At 39.4% G+C, this 3639-nt stretch carries 3 protein-coding genes and 1 pseudogene; all 4 read left to right on the top strand.

The window, feature by feature from the left end:
- Nucleotides 1–276, top strand: a pseudogene (locus AC11ZT_RS04665) (ABC transporter ATP-binding protein); the annotation flags it as partial.
- Nucleotides 277–302: 26 nt separating this feature from the next.
- Nucleotides 303–1307, top strand: coding sequence for an aliphatic sulfonate ABC transporter substrate-binding protein (locus AC11ZT_RS04670; RefSeq protein WP_484058493.1), 1005 nt, complete (start codon nt 303–305; stop codon nt 1305–1307).
- Nucleotides 1308–1326: 19 nt separating this feature from the next.
- On the top strand, nt 1327–2184 hold the full coding sequence (locus tag AC11ZT_RS04675) for an ABC transporter permease (RefSeq protein WP_484058491.1): 858 nt from the start codon (nt 1327–1329) through the stop codon (nt 2182–2184).
- 69 nt (nt 2185–2253) lie between these two features.
- The gene (gene ssuD, locus AC11ZT_RS04680; RefSeq protein ID WP_484058492.1) at nt 2254–3378 is read left to right on the top strand and encodes an FMNH2-dependent alkanesulfonate monooxygenase; all 1125 of its coding nucleotides are present in this window, start codon (nt 2254–2256) and stop codon (nt 3376–3378) included.
- Nucleotides 3379–3639 lie beyond the last annotated feature (261 nt).

The following is a 3639-nucleotide window of genomic DNA, read 5'->3' on the forward strand; positions in this document are numbered from 1 at the left end:
ACAAGAAAGCATCTTCAGGATGTATTGTTTGATATTTGGCAACAGAAGAAAACGACCATGATACTAGTCACGCATGATATAGATGAAGCTATCTATTTGGCAAATCGTGTTTGTATCATGAGTGCTAGACCAGGTCAGATTAATACGATTATTCCAGTCAATTTGCCGTATCCACGAAAAAGAACAAGCCAGTCCTTTCAAGAGCTAAGACAAAAGGTGTTAAGTAAGTTTGAGCATGTAGAAGAGCTAGAATTAACACAAGGATCAGGTATATAAAGGAGAAGAAAACTATGAATAAAAAATTGAAGCTTTCCATTGTATTACTTTCGGCATTCATATTGATTATATTTAGCGGATGTGCTTCCAAAACAACGACTGTAACTACACAGAAAGAGAATAATGAAAATCTTACAGTTAACATAGGAATTCAACAGAGCTTAGGACCGTTGTTACTAGCGAAAGAAAAAGGGTGGTTTGAAGAAGAATTTGCAAAAAGCGGAGTGAAAGTGAAGTGGACCGTATTCCAAAGTGGCCCTCCTCATTTTGAAGCCATTACAGCGAATAAATTAGACTTAGGTGCCGTAGGAAACTCTCCTGTTATTGCTGGACAAGCAGCAAATATCTCGTTTAAAGAAATTGCACTTGCGGGTGATGGACTAAAAGGGAATGCTATTCTTGTCCAAAAGGATAGTCCTCTTCACACGTTAGCAGATTTAAAAGGGAAAAAGATTGGGGTGGCCAAAGGTAGTAGTGGCTTTGCCTTATTGTATACAGCCTTAGCAAAAGCGGGGTTAAAACCAGATGATGTAAAGATTATTCAATTACAACCGGATGAAGCACAACCGGCATTTGAAACAGGAGCAATCGATGCTTGGTCGATTTGGGAACCGTTCATCTCCCTACAAACATTAACAAAAGGGGCAAGAATACTAGAGAACGGTGAATCATTAAATGCTTATTCTCCTAGTTTTCTGATTGCACGCTCGGATTTTACGAAAGAGCATCCGGATCTTGTAGTACGTTTCTTGAAAGTCTATGAAAAAGCACGCTTGTTTGAAAAAAATAATCGTAATGAAGCCATTGACTTGTATGCGAATGCTAAAAAGATTGATAAAACAGTGATCCGTCAAGTATTAGAAAACAATGAATCTCTTAACTTGCCAATTAATCAAGATATTATAAAAGCGCAACAAGCAACTGCAGATTTTCAATTTGATCAAAAGGCAATTGCCAAAAAGATTGATACAGCAAAGGTAGTAGATAATTCCTATATTAATAAAGCGCTAGAAGAAGTGAAGAAAGAATAACAAGACGGGGGAGAAAGACATGGATAAAGTGAAGGTAGCACTGCCATCTGTTTCTTCAGTAGATGGGTCGAAAATAAAACGGTCTATAAGTATTCCCTTTAATAAAGCTTCCTTAACGATTGGAAGAGGATTAATTGTTCCCATTGTGATTATTTTCATTTGGCAGTTGGCAGGGTCTTTGCTTCACATTTCCAATACAATCTTGCCAACTCCTTTAGATATTTTATCTTCATTTCAGGAATTAATCGTATCAGGTGAATTACTTGTCCATTTAAAATTTAGTGGGATGCGTGCGTTAGGGGGATTTTTACTAGGAGCAAGTTTAGGTCTTTTATTTGGGACGATAAATGGGATTTCTAATAAAACAGAGCAATATGTTGATCCTTCTTTACAAATGCTACGAACTGTTCCTCATCTGGCTTTAGCACCTCTCTTTATCCTATGGTTTGGATTAGGGGAAGTATCAAAAGTGTTGCTCATTGCACTAGGCGCATTTTTTCCATTATACGTGAATACACTCCTTGGCATTCGAGGAGTAGATAAGAAACTATTTGAGGTAGCACGTATTTTAGAATTTAGTAAATGGAAGCAAGTAACGAGGCTCATTTTGCCCGCTGCTTTGCCGAATTTATTACTTGGTGTACGTTTATCACTAGGTGCTGCTTGGTTAGGATTAGTGGTTTCAGAATTAATGGGAGCAAGTGAAGGAATTGGGTACTTAATTATGGATGCCAGACAATTTAGTCGAACGGATGTTGTATTTGTTGGTATTATCCTCTTTGCCCTTGGTGGAAAACTGACTGATTCCATTGTACGAGTGCTAGAGTCGAAGTTATTAAAATGGCGTGATAGTTTTGAAGGAAAGAAGACGAGCTAAATTCTATCGTATAGAAATATAAAACCAACTAAAACAATATAGGAATACAAATTAAAGGGGGATATAGAAATGGAAGTTTTATGGTTTATCCCAACTCATGGGGATGGTCATTATCTAGGTTCTACAAAGGGAGCACGTATAGCTGATTTTTCTTATTTTAAACAAATCGCGCAAGCTGCGGATCGACTTGGCTATACAGGGGTTTTAATCCCGACAGGACGATCATGTGAAGATCCATGGACGTTAGCCTCCTCCTTAGCTGCGGTAACGGATCGATTAAAGTTTTTGATTGCGGTTCGTCCTGGTATTATGTCACCGGCCGTGGCAGCACGGATGGCTTCCACGGTAGATCGTATTTCAGATGGGCGCCTTTTAATTAATGTTGTTGCGGGCGGAGATCCTGTTGAATTAGCAGGGGATGGCCTATTCCTCTCGCATGATGAAAGGTATGAAATTACAGATGAATTTTTAACTATTTGGCGCCAGTTATTAGCAGGAGAGAATGTGGATTATTCGGGTAAGTATTTGCGTATTGAAGGAGGAAAGCAACTGTTTCCACCTGTTCAGCAGCCGCATCCACCGATTTATTTCGGAGGTTCCTCTCCGGCAGGGCAGGCCGTTGCTGCTAAGCATTCCGATGTGTATTTAACGTGGGGTGAGCCTCCAAAGCAGGTGGAACAAAAAATAAAAGAAGTTCGTCTTTTAGCAGAGCGAGAAGGGAGAACCGTACGATTTGGTATCCGATTACATGTCATAGTTAGAGAAACAGAAGAGGAGGCATGGGAGGCTGCAGAGCGACTTATTCGTTATGTTGATTCCGATGTAATTAAAGCGGCGCAGCGTACTCTTGCTCGTCAAGATTCCGTCGGACAACAACGAATGTTGCAGCTCCATAAAGGAGGAAGAGAAGAATTAGAAATTAGTCCGAACCTTTGGGCAGGGGTGGGGCTTGTAAGAGGAGGTGCAGGAACGGCTCTTGTAGGTAATCCTACCCAAGTAGCAGAACGAATAAAGGAATATCAGGATTTAGGAATCGATACCTTTGTTTTATCTGGTTATCCGCACCTAGAAGAGGCATATCAATTTGCGGAGCTCGTATTCCCGCTTTTGCCGCTACGAAATAAGAAAATACACCCTCATAATCAGCCGATTGGAGAAATTATCGCTAACCAATATATCCCTCAAATAAAATAAATAACTAGTCGTAATAGGAGATGCTAAAAGATAGAGTAGAAGAATCTTACGTAACGTATTCGTAAGATTTTTTTTGTTGTGATTTGTATAACTGATAGTAATATGGTAATCTGCTAGTTGGAGATCTTACCTAAAATCCTTTTTATGGTAAGCGCTTTAGTTACGGCTTTTTAATGAGGAGAATATTACATGTTTGCAATCTATTTAACATATGTTGCGTTAGGACTTTCCCTTTCCCTTCCTGCAGGTGCTATGACGGTT

The sequence above is a fragment of the Ectobacillus sp. genome, from assembly GCF_056992975.1.

Excerpts from the sequence above, each read along its gene's own strand:
- AC11ZT_RS04675 (WP_484058491.1), top strand. The coding sequence starts at position 1,327 with ATGGATAAAGTGAAGGTAGCACTGCCATCTGTTTCTTCAGTAGATGGG.
- ssuD (WP_484058492.1), top strand. The coding sequence starts at position 2,254 with ATGGAAGTTTTATGGTTTATCCCAACTCATGGGGATGGTCATTATCTA.